Annotated in this window: 36 protein-coding genes; all 36 read right to left on the minus strand. The window is 42.4% G+C overall.

The genetic code is table 11. From position 1 onward, the window contains the following. Positions 1 to 18 precede the first annotated feature (18 nt). The 36 genes from EKQ44_RS19905 to rpoC all read right to left on the minus strand — a co-directional run bounded on the left by EKQ44_RS19905 (position 19) and on the right by rpoC (position 23,931). Positions 19 to 963 (minus strand): DNA-directed RNA polymerase subunit alpha, encoded by a 945-nt coding sequence (locus tag EKQ44_RS19905; RefSeq protein ID WP_148990109.1) that lies wholly within the window; start codon positions 961 to 963, stop codon positions 19 to 21. A 170-nt stretch (positions 964 to 1,133) separates the two neighbouring features. After that, entirely contained in the window at positions 1,134 to 1,523 is a 390-nt protein-coding gene (gene rpsK / locus EKQ44_RS19910; protein ID WP_063558956.1) for a 30S ribosomal protein S11, read from the minus strand. A 29-nt stretch (positions 1,524 to 1,552) separates the two neighbouring features. Beyond that, positions 1,553 to 1,918 (minus strand): 30S ribosomal protein S13, encoded by a 366-nt coding sequence (gene rpsM / locus EKQ44_RS19915; protein ID WP_010191536.1) that lies wholly within the window; start codon positions 1,916 to 1,918, stop codon positions 1,553 to 1,555. Positions 1,919 to 1,938: 20 nt separating this feature from the next. Beyond that, complete coding sequence (gene rpmJ / locus EKQ44_RS19920) at positions 1,939 to 2,052, minus strand: 50S ribosomal protein L36 (protein WP_003156543.1); 114 nt, start codon at positions 2,050 to 2,052, stop codon at positions 1,939 to 1,941. A 41-nt stretch (positions 2,053 to 2,093) separates the two neighbouring features. Then, entirely contained in the window at positions 2,094 to 2,312 is a 219-nt protein-coding gene (infA, locus tag EKQ44_RS19925) for a translation initiation factor IF-1 (protein ID WP_003348578.1), read from the minus strand. Then, complete coding sequence (locus EKQ44_RS19930; RefSeq protein WP_063558957.1) at positions 2,312 to 2,626, minus strand: KOW motif-containing protein; 315 nt, start codon at positions 2,624 to 2,626, stop codon at positions 2,312 to 2,314. The genes infA and EKQ44_RS19930 overlap by 1 nt, the downstream gene beginning before the upstream one ends. Before the next feature lie 13 nt (positions 2,627 to 2,639). Continuing rightward, positions 2,640 to 3,386, minus strand: coding sequence for a type I methionyl aminopeptidase (gene map, locus EKQ44_RS19935; RefSeq protein WP_237665300.1), 747 nt, complete (start codon positions 3,384 to 3,386; stop codon positions 2,640 to 2,642). Next, entirely contained in the window at positions 3,386 to 4,036 is a 651-nt protein-coding gene (locus tag EKQ44_RS19940; RefSeq protein WP_237665301.1) for an adenylate kinase, read from the minus strand. Before EKQ44_RS19940 ends, map begins: the two co-directional genes overlap by 1 nt. 60 nt (positions 4,037 to 4,096) lie before the next feature. Then, a complete protein-coding gene (secY, locus tag EKQ44_RS19945) occupies positions 4,097 to 5,392 on the minus strand; it encodes a preprotein translocase subunit SecY (protein WP_237665302.1) in 1,296 nt (431 codons plus the stop codon). Continuing rightward, complete coding sequence (rplO, locus tag EKQ44_RS19950) at positions 5,392 to 5,832, minus strand: 50S ribosomal protein L15 (protein ID WP_237665303.1); 441 nt, start codon at positions 5,830 to 5,832, stop codon at positions 5,392 to 5,394. Before rplO ends, secY begins: the two co-directional genes overlap by 1 nt. 34 nt (positions 5,833 to 5,866) lie before the next feature. Next, positions 5,867 to 6,049 carry a 50S ribosomal protein L30 gene (gene rpmD / locus EKQ44_RS19955; protein WP_237665304.1) on the minus strand — a complete coding sequence of 61 codons (183 nt, stop codon included), beginning with the start codon at positions 6,047 to 6,049 and terminating at the stop codon, positions 5,867 to 5,869. Between the two features lie 13 nt (positions 6,050 to 6,062). Next, positions 6,063 to 6,563, minus strand: coding sequence for a 30S ribosomal protein S5 (rpsE, locus tag EKQ44_RS19960; RefSeq protein ID WP_237665305.1), 501 nt, complete (start codon positions 6,561 to 6,563; stop codon positions 6,063 to 6,065). Positions 6,564 to 6,583: 20 nt separating this feature from the next. Continuing rightward, on the minus strand, positions 6,584 to 6,943 hold the full coding sequence (gene rplR / locus EKQ44_RS19965; RefSeq protein WP_237665306.1) for a 50S ribosomal protein L18: 360 nt from the start codon (positions 6,941 to 6,943) through the stop codon (positions 6,584 to 6,586). A gap of 35 nt (positions 6,944 to 6,978) precedes the next feature. Next, positions 6,979 to 7,515 (minus strand): 50S ribosomal protein L6, encoded by a 537-nt coding sequence (gene rplF / locus EKQ44_RS19970; protein WP_237665307.1) that lies wholly within the window; start codon positions 7,513 to 7,515, stop codon positions 6,979 to 6,981. Between the two features lie 31 nt (positions 7,516 to 7,546). Next, positions 7,547 to 7,945 carry a 30S ribosomal protein S8 gene (rpsH, locus tag EKQ44_RS19975; RefSeq protein ID WP_010191507.1) on the minus strand — a complete coding sequence of 133 codons (399 nt, stop codon included), beginning with the start codon at positions 7,943 to 7,945 and terminating at the stop codon, positions 7,547 to 7,549. A gap of 30 nt (positions 7,946 to 7,975) precedes the next feature. After that, the gene (locus EKQ44_RS19980) at positions 7,976 to 8,161 is read right to left on the minus strand and encodes a type Z 30S ribosomal protein S14 (protein ID WP_060666600.1); all 186 of its coding nucleotides are present in this window, start codon (positions 8,159 to 8,161) and stop codon (positions 7,976 to 7,978) included. Positions 8,162 to 8,191: 30 nt separating this feature from the next. Next, positions 8,192 to 8,731 carry a 50S ribosomal protein L5 gene (rplE, locus tag EKQ44_RS19985; protein ID WP_168864267.1) on the minus strand — a complete coding sequence of 180 codons (540 nt, stop codon included), beginning with the start codon at positions 8,729 to 8,731 and terminating at the stop codon, positions 8,192 to 8,194. Between the two features lie 26 nt (positions 8,732 to 8,757). Next, the gene (gene rplX / locus EKQ44_RS19990; protein ID WP_010191502.1) at positions 8,758 to 9,069 is read right to left on the minus strand and encodes a 50S ribosomal protein L24; all 312 of its coding nucleotides are present in this window, start codon (positions 9,067 to 9,069) and stop codon (positions 8,758 to 8,760) included. 37 nt (positions 9,070 to 9,106) lie between these two features. After that, positions 9,107 to 9,475, minus strand: a complete 369-nt coding sequence (gene rplN / locus EKQ44_RS19995) for a 50S ribosomal protein L14 (RefSeq protein WP_010191501.1) — start codon at positions 9,473 to 9,475, stop codon at positions 9,107 to 9,109. Between the two features lie 42 nt (positions 9,476 to 9,517). Further along, positions 9,518 to 9,781, minus strand: coding sequence for a 30S ribosomal protein S17 (rpsQ, locus tag EKQ44_RS20000; protein ID WP_060666602.1), 264 nt, complete (start codon positions 9,779 to 9,781; stop codon positions 9,518 to 9,520). A 20-nt stretch (positions 9,782 to 9,801) separates the two neighbouring features. After that, positions 9,802 to 10,002 (minus strand): 50S ribosomal protein L29, encoded by a 201-nt coding sequence (gene rpmC / locus EKQ44_RS20005; RefSeq protein WP_010191499.1) that lies wholly within the window; start codon positions 10,000 to 10,002, stop codon positions 9,802 to 9,804. Next, positions 9,992 to 10,426: a 50S ribosomal protein L16 gene (gene rplP, locus EKQ44_RS20010; protein ID WP_010191498.1), complete on the minus strand. Its 435-nt coding sequence runs from the start codon at positions 10,424 to 10,426 to the stop codon at positions 9,992 to 9,994. The genes rpmC and rplP overlap by 11 nt, the downstream gene beginning before the upstream one ends. Positions 10,427 to 10,428: 2 nt before the next feature. Further along, positions 10,429 to 11,085: a 30S ribosomal protein S3 gene (gene rpsC, locus EKQ44_RS20015; protein WP_060666603.1), complete on the minus strand. Its 657-nt coding sequence runs from the start codon at positions 11,083 to 11,085 to the stop codon at positions 10,429 to 10,431. A gap of 3 nt (positions 11,086 to 11,088) precedes the next feature. Then, on the minus strand, positions 11,089 to 11,430 hold the full coding sequence (gene rplV / locus EKQ44_RS20020) for a 50S ribosomal protein L22 (protein WP_064097835.1): 342 nt from the start codon (positions 11,428 to 11,430) through the stop codon (positions 11,089 to 11,091). A 19-nt stretch (positions 11,431 to 11,449) separates the two neighbouring features. After that, positions 11,450 to 11,728 carry a 30S ribosomal protein S19 gene (gene rpsS, locus EKQ44_RS20025; protein ID WP_063558970.1) on the minus strand — a complete coding sequence of 93 codons (279 nt, stop codon included), beginning with the start codon at positions 11,726 to 11,728 and terminating at the stop codon, positions 11,450 to 11,452. Between the two features lie 57 nt (positions 11,729 to 11,785). Then, positions 11,786 to 12,616: a 50S ribosomal protein L2 gene (gene rplB, locus EKQ44_RS20030; protein WP_237665335.1), complete on the minus strand. Its 831-nt coding sequence runs from the start codon at positions 12,614 to 12,616 to the stop codon at positions 11,786 to 11,788. A 38-nt stretch (positions 12,617 to 12,654) separates the two neighbouring features. Beyond that, positions 12,655 to 12,942 (minus strand): 50S ribosomal protein L23, encoded by a 288-nt coding sequence (gene rplW, locus EKQ44_RS20035; protein WP_010191491.1) that lies wholly within the window; start codon positions 12,940 to 12,942, stop codon positions 12,655 to 12,657. Beyond that, positions 12,942 to 13,565, minus strand: a complete 624-nt coding sequence (gene rplD, locus EKQ44_RS20040; protein ID WP_010191489.1) for a 50S ribosomal protein L4 — start codon at positions 13,563 to 13,565, stop codon at positions 12,942 to 12,944. The genes rplW and rplD overlap by 1 nt, the downstream gene beginning before the upstream one ends. Positions 13,566 to 13,590: 25 nt before the next feature. Next, complete coding sequence (gene rplC / locus EKQ44_RS20045; RefSeq protein ID WP_237665308.1) at positions 13,591 to 14,211, minus strand: 50S ribosomal protein L3; 621 nt, start codon at positions 14,209 to 14,211, stop codon at positions 13,591 to 13,593. 36 nt (positions 14,212 to 14,247) lie between these two features. Beyond that, complete coding sequence (gene rpsJ / locus EKQ44_RS20050; RefSeq protein ID WP_010191483.1) at positions 14,248 to 14,556, minus strand: 30S ribosomal protein S10; 309 nt, start codon at positions 14,554 to 14,556, stop codon at positions 14,248 to 14,250. 885 nt (positions 14,557 to 15,441) lie between these two features. Then, on the minus strand, positions 15,442 to 16,632 hold the full coding sequence (gene tuf / locus EKQ44_RS20055; protein WP_237665309.1) for an elongation factor Tu: 1,191 nt from the start codon (positions 16,630 to 16,632) through the stop codon (positions 15,442 to 15,444). 113 nt (positions 16,633 to 16,745) lie between these two features. Then, positions 16,746 to 18,824, minus strand: a complete 2,079-nt coding sequence (gene fusA / locus EKQ44_RS20060; protein ID WP_237665310.1) for an elongation factor G — start codon at positions 18,822 to 18,824, stop codon at positions 16,746 to 16,748. A gap of 89 nt (positions 18,825 to 18,913) precedes the next feature. Then, on the minus strand, positions 18,914 to 19,384 hold the full coding sequence (gene rpsG, locus EKQ44_RS20065; protein WP_010191480.1) for a 30S ribosomal protein S7: 471 nt from the start codon (positions 19,382 to 19,384) through the stop codon (positions 18,914 to 18,916). Between the two features lie 49 nt (positions 19,385 to 19,433). After that, a complete protein-coding gene (gene rpsL, locus EKQ44_RS20070) occupies positions 19,434 to 19,856 on the minus strand; it encodes a 30S ribosomal protein S12 (RefSeq protein ID WP_010191479.1) in 423 nt (140 codons plus the stop codon). Positions 19,857 to 19,958: 102 nt separating this feature from the next. After that, complete coding sequence (locus EKQ44_RS20075) at positions 19,959 to 20,207, minus strand: 50S ribosomal protein L7ae-like protein (RefSeq protein WP_010191478.1); 249 nt, start codon at positions 20,205 to 20,207, stop codon at positions 19,959 to 19,961. Positions 20,208 to 20,334: 127 nt separating this feature from the next. After that, positions 20,335 to 23,931: a DNA-directed RNA polymerase subunit beta' gene (rpoC, locus tag EKQ44_RS20080; protein ID WP_237665311.1), complete on the minus strand. Its 3,597-nt coding sequence runs from the start codon at positions 23,929 to 23,931 to the stop codon at positions 20,335 to 20,337. Positions 23,932 to 23,944 lie beyond the last annotated feature (13 nt).

The raw sequence follows: 23,944 nt of genomic DNA on the forward strand, positions 1-23,944 counted from the left end.
TAGTTTTACGAGTAAAAACTAGTCATCTTTACGCAGGCCAAGACCAAGCTCTTCTAATTTGTGCTTGACTTCTTCTAAAGATTTACGGCCTAAGTTGCGAACTTTCATCATATCTTCTTCTGTTTTATTTGCAAGTTCCTGAACAGTGTTGATGCCAGCACGCTTCAGGCAGTTATAAGAACGAACGGATAGGTCTAGTTCCTCGATAGTCATCTCTAGAACTTTCTCTTTCTGATCTTCTTCTTTTTCTACCATGATTTCCGCGTTTTGCGCTTCATCTGTCAAGCCTACAAAAATATTTAAGTGCTCAGTTAAAATCTTTGCCCCAAGTGCAACCGCTTCTTGTGGACCGTTACTACCATCTGTCCATACATCGAGTGTAAGTTTGTCGTAGTTAGATACTTGGCCTACACGAGTATTTTCAACATAATAAGAAACGCGGGAAACTGGAGTAAAGATGGAGTCAATTGGAATAACACCGATTGGTTGATCTTCACGTTTGTTTCCGTCCGCTGGCACATATCCGCGACCGCGCTTGGCAGTGAAACGAATACGTAGGTGAGCGTCCTTCGCTAACGTAGCGATATGAAGGTCAGGGTTCAGGATCTCAACATCGCTGTCATGAGTAATGTCAGCAGCTGTTACAGCTCCCTCGCCTTGCACATCAATCTCTAACGTCTTCTCATCATCAGAATAGATTTTTAATGCTAGCTTCTTAACGTTCAAAATAACTGTTGTAACATCTTCAACGACGCCTTCAATTGTTGAGAACTCATGCAGTACACCATCTATTTGGATAGATGTTACAGCGGCACCAGGAAGTGAGGATAAAAGAATACGACGTAAGGAGTTACCCAAAGTTGTTCCATATCCACGCTCAAGTGGCTCGACGACGAATTTACCATAGTTGGCGTCATCGCTGATTTCAACCGTTTCGATTTTTGGTTTTTCGATTTCTAACATTCATAACCCTCCTTCAAAACGTCGAAACCCCGGAAAGACATAAGATGTCTAACCGAAATTCCCCATAGGTATGTCCCGATTGTGCACAACAACAACATTTAATTATCTCTGTATATTTAAACTGTATCATCAGCCATTATTGACATGTATACAAAATCTATACAGACAAATTAAACACGGCGACGTTTTGGTGGACGGCAACCGTTGTGAGGTACTGGGGTTACGTCTCTGATAGCAGTTACTTCAAGACCAGCTGCTTGTAAAGCACGGATTGCTGCTTCACGACCAGCACCAGGGCCTTTTACTGTAACTTCAAGAGTTTTCAAACCGTGCTCCATGCATGCTTTTGCAGCTGTTTCAGCAGCCATTTGCGCCGCGAATGGAGTGGATTTACGAGAACCTCTGAATCCAAGAGCACCTGCACTAGACCACCCAATTGCATTTCCGTGAGCGTCAGTAATCGTTACGATCGTGTTATTGAATGTAGAACGGATATGCGCGATACCTTGTTCAATATTCTTTTTCACACGGCGTTTACGTGTATTAGTTTTGCGTGCCATATTTAACTTACCTCCTTACTTACTTGAAATTATTTCTTTTTGTTCGCTACAGTACGACGAGGTCCTTTACGTGTACGAGCGTTGTTTTTAGTGTTTTGACCACGAACCGGTAAACCACGACGGTGACGAAGACCACGGTAGCAACCGATCTCGATTAGACGTTTAATGTTAAGAGATACTTCACGACGAAGGTCACCCTCAACTTTAATTTTATCTACAACATCACGAATCTTTCCTAATTCTTCTTCCGTTAAGTCGCGAACGCGAGTGTCTTCAGAAACACCTGCTTCAGCCAATACTTTCTCAGCTGTGGAACGACCGATACCGAAAACGTATGTTAATGAAATTACAACGCGCTTGTCGCGAGGAACATCAACACCAGCAATACGTGCCATATATGCGCACCTCCCTCAAGTTATCCTTGTTTTTGTTTGTGTTTCGGGTTTTCACAAATAACCATGACTTTGCCTTTTCTACGAATAACTTTACATTTTTCGCAGATCGGCTTAACAGATGGTCTCACTTTCATCTTATATTACCTCCCTGATAGTACGGAGTGCTAAAATAGGTTTATTTAAAACGATACGTAATTCTACCGCGTGTTAAATCGTATGGAGAAAGCTCCACCGTTACTTTATCTCCTGGTAGGATTCGAATAAAGTGCATACGTATTTTCCCAGATACATGAGCCAACACAGTATGACCATTTTCCAATTCTACTTTAAACATAGCATTTGGTAAAGTCTCAACGACCGTACCTTCAACTTCAATTACATCGTCTTTCGCCATTAATTAAGTTCTCCCTTCTTCAAATCAGTAACAAGCTCATTAACAAATTTGGTCAGTGCGAAGCGCAGCTTTCCATTTGTCACACGGCCTGTTTCCTTCATACTGTTCTGAACTTCTGGAGACACGTAATCAAAAAATTCAAGATGATGAATGTTCTTTTTCTTTGGGCGGTCAAACTTCCGCTTGTCTCCATCCGCTAGGACGACAAAACGCTCATCAAGAATTTTAATAATTACGGCATACTGTCCGGCATCTCTGCCTTGAGTAATCGAAACAATTTGGCCTACTTGCAGAGTCGAATTAGATTCGATCAAGCAATATCACCTCTTAGGCTTTTGTTAAGATCTCATAGCCTGTTTCTGTAATAGCGACCGTATGTTCAAAATGAGCACACATTTTACCGTCAACAGTAACAACAGTCCAGTCATCTGCTAGCGTTTTTACGTAGCGGGTGCCTGCATTGACCATCGGTTCAATTGCAAGAACCATACCAGGTTTTAACCGTGGACCTTTGTTAGGAGGTCCATAATGAGGAATTTGTGGGTCTTCATGTAAGTCTTGACCAATTCCATGCCCTACATACTCTCTTACGATTGAAAAATCGTGACCTTCCGCATACGTTTGGATCGCATGGGAAACATCTGAGAGACGAGCGCCCGGTTTTACTTCCTTGATGCCTTCATACAATGATTGTTCCGTGACTTCAAGTAATCGCTTTGTTTCATCGGATATGTTACCAACAGCATACGTCCAAGCGGAGTCTCCGTGGTAACCATTATATTTAGCACCAATATCTATGCTAATGATATCTCCGTCTTTCAATACACGATCGCCCGGAATACCATGAACAAGTTCTTCATTGACAGAAGCGCAGATGCTTCCGCGAAAACCATTATACCCCTTAAACGAAGGAATTGCATCATGTTTGCGGATGAATTTCTCAGCAATATCATCCAATTGCTTCGTAGTCACACCAGGTACAATATGTTTTTTTAATTCTTGGTGGGTAAGGGCGACAATTCTACCTGCTTCTCTCATGATCTCAAGTTCACGAGGAGTTTTACAGATGATCATTACGCCTGACCTCCAAGAAGCTCTTCTATATCAGCGAATACTTTGTCAATCGCTTGTTGGCCATCGATGTTGCGAAGATAGCCTTTGGATTCGTAGAAATCCAATAATGGCTTAGATTGTTTTACATTCACTTCAAGTCGGTTACCTACAGTCTCTTCGTTGTCATCCGCACGTTGATACAACTCACCGCCACACTTGTCACAAACACCATCTTTAGCAGGAGGGTTGAATACCAAGTGGTAAGTGGATCCACAATCTTTACAAATACGACGTCCTGTTAAACGTTCCATCAGAATGCTTTGATCGACATTGACGTTGATGACATAGTCAATCTTGCGACCTAGTTCTTCTAGCATTTGCTCAAGAGCATCCGCTTGAGGAACCGTTCTTGGGAATCCATCTAATAGAAAGCCGTCCTTGCAATCTTCTTTTTCTAATCTTTCACGAACGATACCGATCGTCACTTCATCCGGAACAAGCTGACCTTGATCCATGAAAGACTTAGCTTTCATGCCCAGTTCAGTTTCTTCCTTCATAGCAGCACGAAACATATCTCCAGTAGAGATATGAGGGATATTGTACTTTTCGACAATTCGTTCTGCTTGAGTACCTTTACCGGCACCCGGAAGTCCCATTAGAACTAAATTCATCTTTTTGCCCCCTCAGTATCTTGTGAAGTATATTGGGATAATGTTATCCCAATTACTTCATTACTTGATAAACCCTTTATAATGACGCTTCACTAACTGACTTTCTAGCTGCTTCATCGTCTCAAGTGCAACACCTACGACGATCAGTAGACTAGTACCGCCAATCTGCACTGCTGCAGGAAGACCGGCAAAGCTCATAAAGATGATAGGTAGGATAGAAATAGCTGCCAAGAACAATGCACCAACAAATGTTAGTCGGTAGATGATCTTTGTCAAGTATTCCTGTGTATTTAAACCAGGACGAATTCCTGGGATATATCCGCCTTGTTTCTTTAAGTTTTCTGCCATCTGCTCAGGATTGGACTGAACAAATGTGTAGAAATAAGTGAAGGCAATTATAAGAGCCACATATACAACCATGCCGATTGGATTCGTATAGTCAAATGAACTAATGATCCATCTTGTCACAGCATTCTCGTTAAAAAATGAAGCGATTGTCGGTGGTGTAATGATAAAGGATACGGCAAAGATAACAGGAATTACCCCTGCAGCATTAACCTTCAATGGTAAGTGTGTAGTGTGTCCTCCACCAGTTGGAGCGCGACCCGCCATCTTCTTCGCATACTGAATCGGAATCTTGCGTAACGCTTGCTGGATAAAGATAACGCCTACGATTACTGCCAAGATAGCAAGTAGGATTAGAGCGACAATCACAAGATTTAGGAACAACTGATCACCAGCATCCTGGATCAAAGAAGCATAAATCTGGTTTGCGCCTGTCGGGATTGCAGATACGATACCAGCGAAGATTAGAATGGAGATTCCGTTACCTACGCCATGTGCCGTAATTTGCTCACCAAGCCACATTAAAAATGCAGTTCCTGCTGTTAACACTATTGCTATAAGCAAATAAGTAGTGATGGTTGGATTCGAAATCAATTGACCATTGGCCATCGTGTTGAATCCGATTGACATACCGATTGCCTGGATAAAACCAAGTACAATGGTAAAATACCTAGTGAATTGAGCTAATTTGCGACGTCCAGCTTCTCCTTGTTTTGACCACTCCGTAAATTTCGGAACAACATCCATTTGTAAAAGTTGTACAATGATGGACGCTGTGATGTATGGCATTACACCCATGGCAAGAATAGAGAAGTTCTGAAGAGCTCCACCACCAAAAGTATTCAGGATACCAAATACACTAAGTTCATCCTGGAATTTCAAAATGTCAGCGTTCACCCCTGGTACTGGGATAAACGTACCGATACGGAATATTACTAACATTAATAGGGTGAAGACTATTTTCTTTCTTATATCACCCACGCGCATAAAATTGGAGAATGTCTGGAACATTAAATCACCTCAACTGAACCGCCAGCTGCTTCGATCGCTTCCTTAGCTGCTGAGGAGAATTTATGAGCACGAACTGTAAGCTTTTTCTCGATAGAACCGTTACCCAATACTTTAAGACCAGCGTTTAATTTGCTAACTAAACCTGTTTCAAGAAGTAATTCAGGAGTAACTTCAGTTCCTTCGTCAAAGCGGTTTAGTGCATCAAGGTTGATGATTGCATACTCTTTACGATTGATGTTCGTGAATCCGCGCTTAGGTAAGCGTTGGAATAGAGGTGTTTGACCACCCTCAAATCCAGGACGAACGCCACCGCCAGAGCGTGCATTTTGACCTTTATGACCTTTACCAGAAGTTTTTCCGTTACCAGAACCAGTTCCGCGACCTAAGCGATTGCGTTCTTTACGAGATCCTTCGTTTGGTTTTAACTCATGAAGTTTCATTGTGGCACCTCCTTATTTAAAAAGACCGTTTCTATTATTGCTCTTTCACAGTAACAAGGTGAGATACCTTGTTAATCATTCCACGGATAGCTGCGTTATCCTCATGGACAACTGTTTGGTGCATCTTATTCAAACCAAGAGTTTGAACAGTCACACGTTGATCTTGTGGACGACCGATTACACTGCGAGTGAGGGTGATTGCTAATTTGTTCGCCATTTTGTTTCCCTCCTTATCCTAACAGTTCTTCTACCGTTTTACCACGCAATTTAGCAACGTCCTCTGCACGTTTCAATTGCTTTAATCCGTTGATTGTAGCACGGATCATGTTGATTGGTGTGTTAGATCCTAAAGATTTAGAAAGGATGTCTTGAACACCCGCTAACTCAAGTACCGCACGAACCGGTCCTCCAGCGATAACCCCAGTACCTTCAGAAGCAGGCTTCAATAGGATTTCTCCAGAACCGAACTCTCCAAGTACTTGGTGAGGAATTGTTGTACCAACGATAGGTACAGCAACTAAGTTCTTTTTCGCATCTTCAATTGCTTTACGGATTGCTTCAGGTACCTCTTGAGCTTTACCAGTACCAAAACCAACATTACCGTTTTTATCTCCTACTACTACAAGAGCAGCAAAGCGGAAACGACGTCCACCTTTTACTACTTTCGCAACGCGGTTAACCGTAACTACGCGTTCTTCAAGTTCTAATTTGTTTGGATCAATACGACGCATCAGTGTCCCTCCTTTGTCGATTAAAATTCTAGACCAGCCTCACGTGCAGCATCTGCTAATGCTTTCACACGGCCGTGATATAAGTATCCACCGCGGTCGAATACTACTGATTTGATTCCTTGTTCAATTGCGCGCTTTGCAACTAGTTCTCCAACTGCTTTCGCGGACTCTACGTTACTACCGTTTGCTGTTACATCTTTATCAAGTGTAGAAGCACTTGCAATTGTTACAGCGTTCGTATCGTCGATCACTTGAGCGTAAATGTGTTGGTTGGAACGGAACACATTTAAACGTGGACGAGTTGCAGTGCCTGATAACTTAGCACGAACACGAGTGTGTCTTTTCTTACGAGTAGAATTCTTATCAGGTTTTGTAATCATCGTGCAGTCACTCCTTTCTATCTGCTTATGCCGTATTACTTAGCAGTTTTACCTTCTTTACGACGTACATGTTCACCTTCATAACGAATACCTTTACCTTTGTAAGGCTCTGGTGGGCGAACGTCACGAATGTTAGCTGCTAAAGCACCTACGCGCTCTTTATCAATACCTTTAATAACGATCTTTGTGTTTGCTGGTACTTCCACTTCAATCCCTTGTTCAGGAGTGATTTCAACTGGATGAGAGTAACCAACGTTAAGAACTAGTTTATTACCTTGCTTAGAAGCACGGTAACCAACCCCGATAAGTTCCAATCCTCTTTCGAAACCAGTCGTTACACCTTGAACCATGTTGTTTAAAAGTGCACGAGTTGTTCCGTGGATTGTACGGTGTTCTTTGCTATCAGAAGGACGTACTACTGTTAATACGTTCTCTTCCACTGTAATAGCCAATTCTTGGCTGAATGTACGAGTTAATTCACCTTTAGGACCTTTTACGGTAACTGTGTTGTTGTCGTTTGTAATTGTAACCCCAGCTGGGATTTCAATAGGTTTTTTACCTACACGTGACATAGTTACACCTCCGTTCATTTAAAGAAATTTATTACCAAACGTATGCTAATACTTCTCCACCAGCTTGTTTTTGACGAGCTTCTTTATCAGTGATTACACCTTGAGAAGTAGAGATGATCGCAATACCTAAACCGTTTAATACACGAGGTACTTCATTTGCTTTTGCATATACACGAAGACCAGGCTTACTGATACGCTTAAGACCAGTAATAACACGCTCGTTGTTTGCACCGTATTTTAGGAAAATACGAATGATACCTTGTTTGTTGTCTTCGATAAATTCAACGTCACGTACGAAACCTTCACGCTTTAAGATTTCAGCAACTTCTTTTTTGATTTTAGAAGCAGGAAGTTCTAGCTTCTCGTGACGTACCATGTTCGCATTGCGGATGCGAGTAAGCATATCTGCAATAGGATCTGTCATAACCATTTAATTTACCTCCTTCCCAATTATCGGGTTTTACCAACTTGCTTTTTTAACGCCAGGAATTTGGCCTTTATAAGCTAATTCACGGAAACAAATACGGCAAAGCTTAAACTTACGGATTACAGAGTGGGGACGTCCACAACGTTCACAACGAGTGTAAGCCTGCACGTTATATTTAGGTGTGCGCTTTTGTTTCGCAATCATTGATTTTTTAGCCACATTTTCGCCTCCCTCTACCACACGCTGGTATTATTTTTGGAATGGCATTCCGAATGATGTTAAAAGCTCACGAGCTTCTTCATCAGTGTTAGCAGTAGTAACGATAACGATATCCATACCACGAACCTTGCTAACTTTATCGTAATCAATTTCAGGGAAGATAAGTTGTTCTTTCACTCCAAGAGTGTAGTTTCCACGACCGTCGAAAGACTTCTTGGAGATTCCACGGAAGTCACGAACACGTGGTAGGGAAACAGATACTAACTTATCTAGGAATTCGTACATACGCTCGCCGCGTAATGTAACTTTCGCACCGATAGGCATTCCTTCACGAAGACGGAAACCAGCGATAGATTTTTTCGCTCTTGTTACAACAGGTTTTTGACCAGTGATAGAAGTTAACTCTTCAACAGCTGCGTCTAAAGCCTTGGAGTTTGCTACTGCATCACCAACACCCATGTTGATAACGATTTTCTCAAGCTTTGGAGCTTGCATCACAGATTTATAGTTAAACTTGCCCATTAGAGCAGGAATAATTTCGCTTTGATACTTTTCTTTTAGGCGGTTCATCAAAAGTACCTCCTTTCTTCAACGTTCTATTTATCTAATTGTTCACCTGATTTTGTTGCAACACGTACTTTTTTACCGTCTACTACCTTGTATCCTACACGAGTCGGTTCACCGGACTTCGGATCTAAAGGCATAACGTTTGATACATGAATAGGTGCCTCACGGTTGATGATTCCACCTTGAGGGTTTTCTTGAGATGGTTTAGCGTGCTTTTTGATCACGTTGATACCTTCTACAAGAACACGGTCTTTCTTAGGATAAGATTCAAGAATCACTCCTTGTTTCCCTTTATCCTTACCAGAGATAACTACAACTTTATCACCTTTTTTGACATGCATCCTTTCGCACCTCCTTGACAAACATCTTTTCGATTTATTACAGAACTTCTGGAGCTAAAGATACAATCTTCATGTAGTTGTTATCACGTAATTCACGTGCAACTGGGCCGAAGATACGAGTTCCACGAGGGCTCTTATCATCCTTGATGATTACGCATGCGTTCTCATCGAAACGGATGTATGAACCGTCATTACGACGAACTCCGCGCTTTGTACGTACTACAACAGCTTTCACTACGTCACCTTTTTTAACAACGCCTCCTGGTGTTGCTTGTTTCACTGTACAAACAATTACATCACCGATGTTAGCGTAACGACGACCAGATCCACCTAGTACTTTAATAGCAAGTACTTCACGAGCACCTGAGTTATCAGCAACTTTCAAACGAGATTCTTGTTGAATCATGCATGGTACCTCCCTTCGGAATTAGATATCCGAACTTATATATTAGATAATTACAGCTTTCTCTACAACCTCTAGCAAACGGAAACGCTTCGTAGAAGATAATGGACGAGTCTCCATGATTTTCACGATGTCGCCAGTTTTAGCTGTGCTATTCTCATCATGCGCTTTGTACTTTTTAGAGTACTTAACACGTTTGCCGTAGAGTGGGTGAGTTTTGTAAGTTTCAACTAGTACAGTGATTGTTTTATCCATTTTATCGGAAACAACACGACCAGTGTAAACTTTACGTTGGTTACGTTCACTCATTTTCGCGAACCTCCTCTTGATTATTTGTTAGAAGCGATCTCTCTCTCGCGAACTACTGTTTTCATACGAGCGATTGACTTACGTACTTCGCGAATACGAGCAGTGTTTTCTAATTGACCAGTCGCTAATTGAAAGCGTAGGTTAAATAACTCTTCTTTTAAAGATTTCACTTTTTGTTCAATCTCGGCAGTGGTTAAGTCGCGTAGTTCATTAGCTTTCATTAGATTCACCACCAATTTCTTCACGTTTTACGAACTTACATTTAACAGGCAATTTGTGCATTGCTAAACGTAGAGCTTCACGAGCTACTTCTTCAGATACACCTGAAATTTCAAACATAACCTTTCCAGGTTTAACAACTGCTACCCATCCTTCTGGAGCACCTTTACCGGAACCCATTCGGACCTCTAGAGGTTTTGCAGTGTATGGTTTTGAAGGGAAAATTTTAATCCAAACTTTACCGCCACGTTTCATATAACGAGTCATCGCACGACGCGCAGCTTCGATTTGACGGTTAGTGATCCAAGAAGCTTCAAGAGATTGTAATCCGAACTCTCCGAAATGTACTTCTGTACCGCCTTTCGCTTTACCACGCATTTTTCCACGATGTTCGCGGCGATATTTTACGCGTTTTGGTAATAACATAATTATTTTCCTCCTTCCTCAGTTTTCTTCTTCGTAGGAAGGACCTCTCCACGGTAGATCCATACTTTCACACCTAATTTACCGTAAGTTGTATCAGCTTCTGCTGTACCATAGTCAATATCAGCGCGAAGAGTATGAAGTGGAACTGTACCCTCACTATAATGTTCAGAACGAGCGATATCTGCTCCGCCTAGGCGGCCAGAAACCATCGTTTTAATACCTTTTGCACCAGCGCGCATAGCACGTTGAAGTGATTGCTTTTGTGCACGACGGAAAGATACACGGTTTTCTAATTGACGAGCGATGTTTTCAGCTACTAATTTAGCATCAAGATCTGCTCTCTTAACCTCTAAAATGTTGATGTGTACACGTTTACCAGTTAATTGGTTTAGTGCTTTACGTAATGCTTCAACTTCCGTACCACCTTTACCTATAACCATACCTGGCTTAGCAGTGTGAACAGTAACGTTCAGACGGTTTGCAGCACGTTCGATTTCTACTTTAGAAACAGATGCGTCATTTAGACGTTTTGCGATGTATTCGCGAACTTTGATGTCTTCATGTAGCAGGTTAGCATAATCTTTGCCTGCGTACCACTTGGACTCCCAGTCACGAATGACTCCTACACGAAGACCGATCGGATTTACCTTTTGACCCACTGGTTATCCCTCCTTCTTTTCTGATACCACGATTGTGATGTGGCTAGTACGTTTGTTAATTTGGCTCGCACGACCCATAGCGCGAGGACGGAAACGTTTCAAAGTTGGACCTTCGTTAACGTATGCTTCCGTTACAACTAGTGAGTTTGCGTCCATTTCAAAGTTGTGCTCTGCATTTGCAATAGCAGACTTAAGAACTTTTTCGATTACTGGTGAAGCAGCTTTTGGAGTTAATTTCAAAATAGCTACTGCTTCGCCAACTTGCTTGCCTCGAATTAAATCCATAACTAGACGAGCTTTACGAGGAGCAATACGAACTGTGTTTGCAACAGCTTTAGCTTGCATGTAAAAGCCTCCTCTCTATTTAGCGTTTTGTTTTCTTATCATCATTTCCGTGACCTTTGTAAGCACGAGATGGAGCGAATTCTCCAAGCTTGTGTCCTACCATGTCTTCTGTCACATATACTGGTACGTGTTTACGGCCATCATATACAGCGATTGTATGTCCGATAAATTGTGGGAAAATAGTAGAACGACGAGACCAAGTTTTAACAACTTGCTTACCCTCAGTTTCATTTAACTTTTCAATCTTAGCCATTAAATGATCATCTACAAAAGGCCCTTTTTTCAAGCTGCGACCCATGTGGAAACCTCCCTTCGTGATTGCTCTACGGCTCCTGTGAACCGTAGTACAACCCCGTTATTTTTTACGACGACGAACGATAAATTTGTCAGACTTGTTTTTCTTCTTACGAGTTTTGAATCCAAGAGTCGGTTTGCCCCAAGGAGTCATAGGTGACTTACGTCCGATTGGAGAACGTCCTTCACCACCACCGTGTGGGTGATCGTTAGGGTTCATTACAGAACCACGTACAGTTGGGCGAATACCCATCCAACGAGAACGTCCTGCTTTACCAATGTTGATAAGTTCGTGTTGTTCGTTACCTACTTGACCTACAGTAGCGCGGCAAGTGGAAAGAATCATACGAGTTTCACCAGAAGTTAAACGTACAAGTACGTATTTACCTTCTTTACCAAGTACTTGTGCAGATGTACCTGCAGAGCGAACCAATTGTCCACCTTTACCTGGTTTTAATTCGATGTTGTGAACTACAGTACCAACTGGGATGTTGATTAGTGGTAATGCATTTCCTACCTTGATGTCTGCTTCAGGTCCAGCCATTACAGTCATTCCTACTTCTAAGTTCTTAGGAGCCAGGATGTAACGCTTTTCTCCATCTGCATAGTTGATTAACGCGATATTAGCGGAACGGTTAGGATCGTACTCGATTGTAGCAACGCGTCCTGGTATACCATCTTTATCACGCTTAAAGTCGATGACGCGGTATTGACGTTTGTGTCCACCACCTTGGTGACGTACAGTCAATTTACCTTGGTTATTACGACCACCTTTTCTGTGTAACGGTTGTAGCAAGCTTTTTTCTGGTTTGTCTGTAGTGATCTCAGCAAAATCAGAAACTGTCATGCCACGACGTCCATTAGAGGTTGGTTTGTATTTTTTGATCGCCATCATGTTCCCTCCTTTTCGATGATGTTTTTATTTTTGTATTAAACCTCGAAGAATTCGATTTCTTTGCTATCAGCTTTTAATGTTACGATAGCTTTTCTACGACGGTTAGTTAATCCGCTATGACGACCTACACGACGGAATTTACCTTTGTAGTTCATGATGTTAACTTTTTCAACGTCTACGCCAAAGATCGCTTCAACAGCATCTTTCACTTCAGTTTTATTAGCTCTAACATCTACTTCAAAAGTATATTTCTTTTCTGTCATTAAATCTGTAGAACGCTCAGTAATCACGGGGCGCTTAAGAACATCACGATGATCTCTCATTATGCAAGCACCTCCTCTAATTTTTGAACAGCGTCTTTCGTAAAGATTACTTTATCGTGGTTTACAACGTCTAATACGTTCACACCAGTTACTGTAACAACTGTTACTCCAGGAATGTTACGAGCAGATAAAGCAACGTTTTCGTCAGCGTCAGCTGTTACGATCAACGCTTTACGATTGATTTCCAAACCTTTTAATACAGAAGTCATTTCTTTTGTTTTTGGTGCATCAAAAGCCAATCCTTCTAATACTAATAGTTCGTTTTCTAATACCTTGGATGATAATGCAGATTTGATAGCTAAGCGACGAACTTTCTTAGGAAGTTTGTAGCTATAGCTTCTTGGTGTAGGACCGAATACGATACCACCACCACGCCATTGTGGAGAGCGGATAGATCCTTGACGAGCACGACCAGTACCCTTTTGACGCCATGGTTTGCGTCCACCACCTGCTACTTCAGAACGTCCTTTTACTTTTGCAGTACCTTGACGTAAAGATGCTCTTTGCATAACGATCGCATCGAACAATACGCTGTTATTTGGCTCAATACCGAATACAGCATCTGCTAATTCAACTTCACCAACGTTTGCGCCAGCTTGGTTGTATAATGCTACTTTAGGCATTTGTAGTTCCTCCTTTCCTAAACAATTAGTTTGCTTTTATCGCACTTTTAATTGTGATTAAAGATTTTTTCGGACCAGGTACGTTACCTTTAACAAGTAATAGGTTACGTTCTGCGTCTACTTTCACGATCTCAAGGTTCTGGATAGTGATGCGCTCTCCACCCATACGTCCAGGTAATAGTTTACCTTTGAATACACGGTTTGGAGCAACAGGTCCCATAGAACCAGGACGACGGTGATAACGGGAACCGTGACTCATTGGGCCGCGAGATTGGTTATGGCGCTTAATGGAGCCTTGGAAACCTTTACCCTTTGAGATTCCTGTTACATCTACTACATCGCCTTCTGCGAAAATATCAACTTTGACTTCTTGACCAACTTCTAAGTTAGCTCCACTGATTTCACGAATGAAGCGCTTAGGTGCTGTGTTCGCTTTAGCAACATGTCCTTTTAAAGGCTTGTTCGCTAATTTATCGCGTTTGTCAGCAAAACCAATCTGAACCGCTTCATATCCGTCTGTTTCAACAGTTTTAACTTGAAGTACAACGTTTGGTGTAGCTTCAATTACTGTTACAGGGATAAGATCGCCGTTTTCAGCAAAAACTTGAGTCATACCAACTTTTCTTCCTAAGATTCCTTTGGTCATCAGTCACACCTCCTAGATTTTTTAAGTATTTATTGATTAAAGCTTGATTTCGATATCTACACCAGATGGTAGGTCTAAACGCATTAAGCTGTCAACCGTTTGTGGTGTTGGATTAATGATGTCGATTAAGCGCTTATGAGTGCGCATTTCGAATTGCTCACGAGAATCTTTATATTTGTGTACCGCACGTAAGATTGTGTATACAGATCTTTCCGTTGGTAACGGAATAGGACCAGAAACAGTTGCACCTGAACGTTTTGCAGTTTCAACGATCTTCTCAGAAGATTGATCTAGAATTCTGTGATCATAAGCTTTTAAACGAATGCGAATCTTTTCTTTTGCCATTATTTTTCCCTCCTTTTTTCGCCTATATTATTGATAGACATTCTCCGTGAAAATTAACCTGTCACACTCGCCATGGCAAAGCGGCCGGGTGTGCCAGCAACCTTTCACATCATCGCAGTCAAAGACCAACATTACCTATTATACATGGTGTTAATAGACAATGCAACTATATTTCTAATAAATCTCTGAGCACTTTTCATATTATAACGAGAAGTGTGGTTTATTGCAACCAGTGGACGTGAGATTTATTCGTTTCAGTTTTTTCCAGTTGTGGTTGGTGGTTATTTATATAGAAGAAAAGCGGTTTTAGATGGTTTAGGATGCATGTGGATTGGGGTGATTGTTGTGTGAGATACACGCTGATATTGATAGATTGTGATGGGGGCATAGTGGTATATTTGGGCGAGGCAATTGTTTTCATTTTTTGACCTGTTTTGCGACTCTCTTGCGCGACTTTCCCGCTGTGTTGCCTTCATTGTAATTATGATAACATTCTCGACCAGCTTTCTCTCTCGGAATTGTCTTCATCGATCTTATGATGACATTCTCAAACCGTTTTCTCTCTCGGGATTGTCTTCATCGACCTTATGATGACAATATCAAACCACTTTCTCTCTTGGGATTGTCTTCATCGACCTTATGATGACATTCTCAAACCGTTTTCTCTCTCCGAATTGTCTTCATCGACCCTATGAAGACATTCTCAAACCACTTTCTCTCTTGAGATTGTCTTCATCGATCCTATGATGACATTCTCGACCAGCTTTCTCTCTCGGAATTGTCTTCATCGACCTTTTGATGACAATATCGCGAACAATATGTAACAAAAAACCGACACCCCAAAATCGGGATGCCGGTTTGTAAAAGATCTATTCAGATCAAAGATTACTCTTGGATAGTCGCTACAACGCCAGCGCCTACAGTACGTCCACCTTCACGAATAGAGAACTTAGTTCCTTCTTCGATAGCGATTGGAGAGATAAGTTCAACAGTCATCTCAACGTTGTCGCCAGGCATAACCATTTCTACGCCTTCAGGTAGGTTACAAATACCAGTTACGTCAGTTGTACGGAAGTAGAACTGAGGACGGTAGTTTGTGAAGAATGGAGTGTGACGTCCACCCTCTTCTTTAGATAGTACGTAAACTTCAGCTTTGAACTTTGTGTGTGGAGTGATTGTACCAGGCTTAGCTAATACTTGTCCACGTTGGATGTCGTCACGAGCAACCCCACGAAGAAGTGCACCGATGTTGTCTCCAGCTTCAGCATAGTCAAGAAGCTTACGGAACATTTCTACTCCAGTTACAGTAGTAGATTTAGGCTCTTCAGTTAAACCGATGATTTCGATAGTGTCACCAACTTTAACTTGTCCACGCTCAACACGTCCAGTAGCAACTGTTCCACGACCAGTGATAGAGAATACGTCCTCAACTGGCATCATGAATGGCTTTTCAGTGTCACGAGTTGGAGTTGGGATGTAGTCATCAACTGCAGCCATAAGCTCAACGATTCTTTCTTCCCACTCAGCATCTCCTTCAAGAGCTTTAAGAGCAGAACCTTTGATTACAGGAACATCGTCTCCAGGGAAATCGTACTCAGAAAGAAGGTCACGAACTTCCATTTCAACTAATTCAAGTAATTCTTCGTCGTCTACCATGTCGCATTTGTTTAAGAATACTACAAGGTAAGGTACACCTACTTGACGAGAAAGAAGGATGTGCTCACGAGTTTGTGGCATTGGGCCGTCAGCAGCAGATACTACTAGGATTCCGCCGTCCATTTGAGCAGCACCAGTGATCATGTTTTTAACATAGTCAGCATGTCCTGGGCAGTCAACGTGCGCATAGTGACGAGTTTCAGTTTCGTACTCAACGTGAGCTGTAGAAATTGTGATTCCACGCTCTCTTTCTTCTGGAGCAGCATCGATCATGTCGTATGCCATTGCAGCACCTTTACCGCTCTTCTTAGCAAGAACAGTAGTGATTGCAGCTGTTAAAGTTGTTTTACCGTGGTCAACGTGACCGATTGTACCGATATTAGCATGAGTCTTGGATCTATCGAATTTCTCTTTACCCATTGTTATATCCTCCTTAGAATTTCATTAATTTTTTATTTTAATATGTTATTAACAAGTGATTTCCACTTATTAACCTACATACTATTTATAAAACAAGATTAGGTGAAAATCAATTATTCACCTTTATTTTTTTTGATGATTTCCTCAGAAATCGATTTTGGAACTTCTTCATAGTGATCGAAATGCATGGTGAACACTCCGCGTCCTTGTGTGTTAGAACGTAGGGATGTTGCATAACCAAACATTTCAGATAGTGGAACCATTGCACGGACAACTTGAGCGTTACCGCGAGCTTCCATACCTTCTACACGACCACGACGGGAAGTGATACCACCCATGATGTCTCCCATGTACTCTTCAGGTGTCACTACTTCAACTTTCATGACAGGCTCAAGGATTACAGGGTTACATTTGGATACTGCATTTTTAAGAGCTAAAGATGCAGCTACTTTAAACGCCATCTCAGAGGAGTCAACGTCATGGTAAGAACCATCAACCAATGCAGCTTTTACATCGATTAGAGGGTAACCAGCAAGTACACCGTTCGCCATTGCATCTTCAAGACCAGCTTGAACTGCAGGTACGTATTCACGAGGTACTACCCCACCTACGATTTTGTTTTCAAATTCGAAGCCTGCTCCTTCTTCGTTTGGTTCGAATTCGATCCAAACGTGTCCGAATTGACCACGTCCACCAGATTGACGAGCAAATTTACCTTCAACCTTAGCAGATCCGCGGAACGTTTCACGGTAGGCAACCTGAGGTGCACCAACGTTTGCTTCTACTTTGAACTCACGTTTCATACGGTCAACCAGGATGTCAAGGTGAAGCTCACCCATACCTGCGATGATCGTTTGACCAGTTTCCTGATCAGTGTGAGCGCGGAAAGTAGGATCTTCTTCTTGTAGCTTTTGAAGGGCAGTTGTCATTTTGTCTTGGTCAGCCTTGGATTTAGGCTCAACAGACAATTGGATAACCGGCTCTGGGAATTCCATGGACTCCAAGATAACTTGGTTCTTATCGTCACATAGAGTGTCACCAGTAGTTGTATCTTTAAGACCAACTGCAGCAGCGATATCTCCGGAGTAAACAACAGGAATCTCTTCACGGCTGTTTGCGTGCATTTGTAGGATACGTCCTACACGCTCACGCTTACCTTTTGTAGAGTTGATAACGTAAGATCCGGAGTTTAATGTACCAGAGTACACACGGAAGAACGTTAATTTACCTACATAAGGGTCAGTCATAACTTTGAATGCAAGAGCGGCAAACGGGTTGTCATCTCCAGATTCACGAGTTACTTCCTCTTCAGTGTCAGGAATAGTACCTTTGATTGCAGGTACGTCTGTTGGCGCTGGAAGGTAATCGATAACAGCGTCAAGCATTAACTGAACACCTTTGTTTTTGAATGCAGAACCACAGATTACTGGGTAGAAGTTAACGTCACAAGTACCTTTACGGATAGTAGCTTTCAACTCTTCAGTAGTAAGCTCTTCCCCTTCTAGGTATTTCATCATTAATTCTTCATCCAACTCTGCAACTGCTTCAACTAAGCGTTGGCGATACTCGTCAGCTTTGTCTTTGTACTCAGCTGGAATTTCTTTCGCTTCAGAACGAGTACCTAGGTCATCTTCGTAGTAGTATGCAACCATTTCTACTAAGTCGATGATACCTTCAAACTCATCTTCAGCTCCGATTGGAAGTTGAATTGGATGAGCGTTAGCTTGAAGGCGGTCATGGATAGTTCCTACAGAGTATAAGAAGTCTGCACCGATCTTGTCCATTTTGTTAACGAACACGATACGTGGAACACCATAAGTTGTAGCTTGGCGCCAAACTGTTTCAGTTTGTGGTTCAACACCAGATTGTGCATCAAGAACTGCTACCGCACCATCAAGTACACGAAGGGAACGTTCTACTTCAACAGTGAAGTCTACGTGACCAGGTGTATCGATAATGTTTACGCGGTGGCCTTTCCATTGAGCTGTAGTCGCAGCAGATGTGATCGTGATTCCACGCTCTTGCTCCTGCTCCATCCAGTCCATTTGAGAAGCACCTTCATGAGTTTCACCGATTTTGTGAATACGTCCTGTGTAGAACAAAACACGCTCAGTTGTCGTTGTTTTACCAGCATCGATGTGAGCCATGATACCGATATTACGTGTTTTATCTAAGGAGAACTCTCTTGCCATAGTGTATTTCTCCTTCCTAAGTAACTAGATTTAATTTATACCTAAAGCTGTTAAGTACTTGTCTTAACAGCTCCAGATAGTATGTGATCTTACCAGCGGTAGTGAGCAAACGCTTTGTTTGCTTCTGCCATTTTGTGCATATCTTCACGCTTCTTAACGGAAGCACCAGTGTTGTTAGCAGCATCTAGGATTTCGTTAGCTAAGCGCTCTTCCATCGTTTTCTCACCGCGAAGACGAGAGTAGTTAACTAAATAACGAAGTCCAAGAGTTGTACGACGATCTGGGCGCACCTCTACAGGTACTTGGTAGTTTGCTCCACCTACACGACGTGCTCTTACTTCAAGAACAGGCATGATGTTTTTCATAGCTTGTTCGAACACTTCCATAGGTTCTTGTCCGGAACGCTCACCAACTAGTTTGAATGCGTTATAGATGATAGCTTGAGATTTTCCTCTCTTACCATCGATCATTAATTTATTTACAAGACGAGTTACTAATTTAGAGTTGTATAACGGATCTGGTAATACGTCTCTTTTTGCAACAGGGCCTTTACGTGGCATATTATTTTCCTCCTTTCGGGTAACTTAATGTTAAGCAGTTTGAAGTTTATTACTTCTTAGGTGCTTTTGGTCTCTTCGTACCATATTTGGAACGACCTTGCATACGGTTGTTAACTCCCGCAGTATCAAGTGCTCCACGAACGATGTGGTAACGTACCCCTGGTAAGTCTTTTACACGACCGCCGCGAATTAAAACTACGCTGTGCTCTTGTAGGTTGTGACCGATACCTGGGATATAAGCAGTTACCTCAATTTGGTTAGTTAAACGAACACGAGCATATTTACGTAATGCGGAGTTCGGTTTCTTCGGAGTCATTGTACCAACACGAGTACATACACCACGTTTTTGAGGTGAAGACACATCAGTTTGAGCCTTCTTGAAACTGTTATAACCTTTGTTCAAAGCTGGAGATTTTGACTTTACAACTTTACTTGTACGTCCTTTGCGGACTAACTGGTTAATAGTAGGCATTAATATTTCCTCCTTCCTAGTGTTTTAAGACCACATATCCAGGTGGTTCATTTTTAGGTAAAAAACAAAGTCTTTGCGAATCTGCACTCACAAAAACAGTTTTTAATGAATGATCGCAACAGCGGAGGCACCGACTTCAATCCCGCAAGCTTTTCCGAGTTTTTTCATCGAATCTACTTTTAAGACTGGTATGTTGTGCTCATTGGCAGTTTGGACAACCTTCTGTGTGACAATCACATCGGCATCTTCTGCAATGACAACCTCTTTTACTGTTCCGGATTTCAGCGCCTTCACTGTTTGTTTAGTACCAACAATGAAGGTGTTTGCCTGCATCACTTTTTCATAAGACATTAACATATCCTCCAAAGCAACAGGTTATATAAGCACCTTTGCTATATTACCATCTCTATTTTTGAATGTCAACACTTTCTCGAATAACATTGAAAAGATTGTCGGGGGCCGCCCGACAATCTTCCATTTATTCTACTGTTACAGGTTCTTCCTGGCCGACTTCTTTCGTTAGATCGAATTTGCGGTAACGGTTCATACCTGTACCAGCTGGAACTAGCTTACCAATGATAACATTCTCTTTAAGTCCCAGTAACTCGTCGCGTTTTCCTTTGATTGCAGCGTCTGTCAAGACTCTTGTTGTTTCCTGGAAGGAAGCTGCAGACAAGAAGGAATCCGTTTCAAGGGACGCTTTTGTAATACCAAGCAATACAGGACGTCCTGTTGCAGGTGTTTTGCCTTCAAGAAGCACACGTTCGTTTGCATCGGTGAATTGGTGAACATCAAGCAGTGTTCCTGGTAGTACATCTGTATCACCAGCATCGATAACACGTACTTTACGTAGCATCTGGCGAACCATTACCTCTACGTGTTTGTCCCCGATTTCTACCCCTTGCATACGGTATACTTTTTGAACTTCAAGCAGTAGGTACTCCTGTACAGAGACCATATCTTTCACTTTCAGTAGCTCTTTCGGATCGATGGAACCTTCTGTCAGTTCCTGACCGCGGGATACTTCTGAATTCACGCCGACTTTCAGGCGACCAGTGTATGGCACTGTGTAGTTTCTCGTTTCCACTTCACCTTGAACAGTGATTTCCTGCTGACGATCACGGCCTTCGTTGATGGATGTTACGACACCATCAATTTCAGAGATGACCGCTTGACCTTTCGGATTACGCGCTTCGAAGATCTCCTGAATACGCGGTAAACCTTGAGTGATATCGTCTCCTGCAACCCCACCTGTATGGAAAGTACGCATCGTCAACTGAGTTCCTGGCTCACCGATGGATTGGGCAGCGATGATACCTACTGCTTCTCCCACTTCTACTTCTAAGCCAGTCGCAAGGTTGCGGCCGTAACATTTTTTACATACACCATGACGAGTGTCACATGTGAATACAGAGCGGATCCAAACATCTTCCACGCCTGCTTCTACAATGGTTGTTGCAAGGTCTTCTGTAATTAAATCGTTCGCTGCCACAAGAACTTCCCCTGTTTCAGGATGCTTCACAGCTTTTCTTGCATAACGACCGACTAAACGCTCTTCTAATTTTTCTACCACTTCTGTGCCATCTTTAAGTGATGTGATGTGAAGGCCACGATCGGTTCCACAATCTTTCTCACGGACGATGACATCCTGTGCAACGTCTACAAGACGACGAGTCAGGTAACCGGAATCGGCAGTTTTCAGTGCTGTATCGGCAAGACCTTTACGTGCACCGTGGGTAGAGATAAAGTATTCCAATACCGTCAGACCTTCACGGAAACTGGATTTGATTGGAAGTTCAATGATGCGTCCAGATGGGTTGGCCATCAGACCACGCATACCGGCTAACTGTGTAAAGTTAGACGCGTTACCACGGGCACCGGAATCACTCATCATGAAGATGTGGTTCAGGCGAGGCAAGGACTCCATCAGTTTTCCTTGAATTTTATCCTTCGCAGCACTCCAGATGGAAATAACGCGATCATAGCGCTCTTCTTCCGTAATTAAACCACGGCGGAATTGTTTCAAGACTGTATCAACTTTCGTTTGTGCTTCCACCAAGATTTCATCTTTCTCTTTAAGAACCACGATATCTGCTACACCAACTGTAATACCAGCTTTGGTAGAGTAACGGAATCCAAGGTTTTTCATGCGGTCAAGCATTTCGGATGTTTGCGTGATCTTGAAGCGTTTGAACACTTCCGCAATGATGTTACCAAGGATTTTTTTCTTAAATGGATCGATAAGTCCTTGTGCTTGGATTGCTTCTTTAACATTCGCACCTTTTTCCACAAAGTACTTATCAGGAGTGTTCACTTCCAAGTTATACTTTGTAGGTTCGTTGATGTACGGGAATGACGGCGGTAGGATTTCGTTGAAAATCAACTTACCTACTGTCGTGATAAGAAGCTTTTGTTTTTGTTCTTCAGTGAACGTTTCGTTATTTAAAGATCCGGCATAGACAGCTACACGTGTGTGCAGATGTACATATCCGTTCGAATAAGCAATAAGCGCTTCATTCGTATCTTTGAATACCATTCCTTCCCCTACAGCATTTTCACGCTCTAGAGTTAAGTAGTAGTTACCAAGTACCATATCCTGGGAAGGTGTTACTACAGGTTTTCCATCCTTAGGGTTAAGGATGTTTTGGGCAGCAAGCATCAAGATGCGTGCTTCAGCCTGTGCTTCAGCAGAAAGAGGTACGTGAACAGCCATTTGGTCTCCATCAAAGTCCGCGTTGTATGCAGTACATACAAGTGGGTGAAGGCGGATGGCACGGCCTTCTACAAGTGTAGGTTCAAATGCTTGAATACCTAGTCTGTGTAGAGTTGGTGCGCGGTTCAGTAATACTGGATGTTCCTTGATAACGGATTCCAATACATCCCAAACCTCTGGTTGTACGCGTTCGATCTTACGCTTTGCACTCTTGATGTTATGTGCAAGCCCGCGCTCTACAAGTTCTTTCATGACGAAAGGCTTGAATAGCTCAAGGGCCATTTCTTTCGGTAATCCACATTGGTACATTTTCAAGTTAGGTCCTACTACGATAACGGAACGACCAGAATAGTCCACACGTTTTCCTAGTAAGTTCTGACGGAAACGACCTTGCTTCCCTTTCAGCATATGAGAAAGAGATTTCAATGGACGGTTACCAGGTCCTGTTACCGGACGGCCACGGCGACCATTGTCGATAAGTGCGTCAACAGCTTCTTGTAACATACGTTTTTCGTTCTGTACGATGATGCTTGGAGCACCAAGGTCAAGAAGACGTTTTAAACGGTTATTACGGTTGATTACACGACGATACAAGTCATTCAAGTCGGAAGTCGCAAAACGACCACCATCCAATTGTACCATTGGACGTAATTCAGGAGGGATGACAGGTAGTACATCAAGGATCATCCAAGATGGTTCATTGCCGGATCCCCTGAAGGATTCCAATACTTCGAGACGCTTAATCGCTCTTGTACGGCGTTGACCTTGAGCGGTTTTAAGCTCTTCTTTCAACGTATCCACTTCTTTTTCCAAATCGATGTCAAAAAGAAGCTTCTTGATTGCTTCTGCACCCATGGCTGCTTGGAATGTCTGGCCATACTTTTCACGGTATGCACGGAATTCCTTTTCAGAAAGCAGTTGCTTCTTCTCAAGAGGAGTGTCGCCTGTTTCTGTTACCACGTAAGATGCAAAGTAAATGACTTCCTCTAGTGCACGTGGGGACATGTCAAGAACAAGACCCATACGGCTAGGGATGCCTTTGAAGTACCAGATGTGGGATACAGGAGCAGCAAGCTCGATGTGACCCATGCGCTCACGACGGACTTTCGCTCTTGTCACTTCCACTCCACAGCGGTCACAAACAACGCCCTTATAACGGACACGCTTGTATTTACCACAGTGACACTCCCAGTCCTTTGTAGGACCGAAAATTCTTTCGCAGAATAACCCATCTTTTTCTGGCTTTAATGTACGATAGTTAATTGTCTCAGGCTTCTTGACTTCCCCGAAAGACCAGGATCTGATCTTGTCGGGGGAAGCAAGGCCTATTTTCATATATTCAAAATTATTAACATCTAGCAAGGGGCCTACCTCC

Source organism: Sutcliffiella horikoshii (assembly GCF_021991925.1).
GTDB classification, from domain to species: Bacteria; Bacillota; Bacilli; order Bacillales; family Bacillaceae_I; genus Sutcliffiella_A; species Sutcliffiella_A horikoshii_F.